The organism is Micromonospora sp. NBRC 101691 (assembly GCF_030269285.1).
GTDB lineage: Bacteria > Actinomycetota > Actinomycetes > Mycobacteriales > Micromonosporaceae > Micromonospora > Micromonospora echinospora.
Genome location: NZ_BSTB01000068.1, coordinates 1 through 349 on the forward strand (window position 1 = coordinate 1; position 349 = coordinate 349).

The following is a 349-nucleotide window of genomic DNA, read 5'->3' on the forward strand; positions in this document are numbered from 1 at the left end:
CGGTCGACACGAACGCCTGGTACGTGTTGGTGAACCGGAACAGTGGCAAGGCGTTGGACGTGTACAACCTGGCGACCAACGACGGTGCGCGGATCGTGCAGTGGGCCCGTAACGACGGCAACCAGCAGCAGTGGCAGTTCGTGGACTCCGGTGGTGGCTACTACCGGCTGCGGTCCCGGCTGTCCGGCAAGGTCCTGGACGTCTACAACTTCTCCACCGCCAACGGGGCCAACATCGTGCAGTGGGCCGACGGCAACGGTTCCAACCAGCAGTTCCGGTTGGCCGACTCCGACGGTGGCCACGTCCGTCTGATCAACCGCAACAGCAACAAGGTGGTGGAGGTGCAGGG

General features: G+C 64.2%; 1 protein-coding gene. It reads left to right on the forward strand.

The genetic code is table 11. The annotated features are described in order from the left end of the window. On the forward strand, positions 1 to 349 hold a 349-nt coding region (locus QSK20_RS31985), incomplete at both ends, for an RICIN domain-containing protein (RefSeq protein ID WP_352232337.1).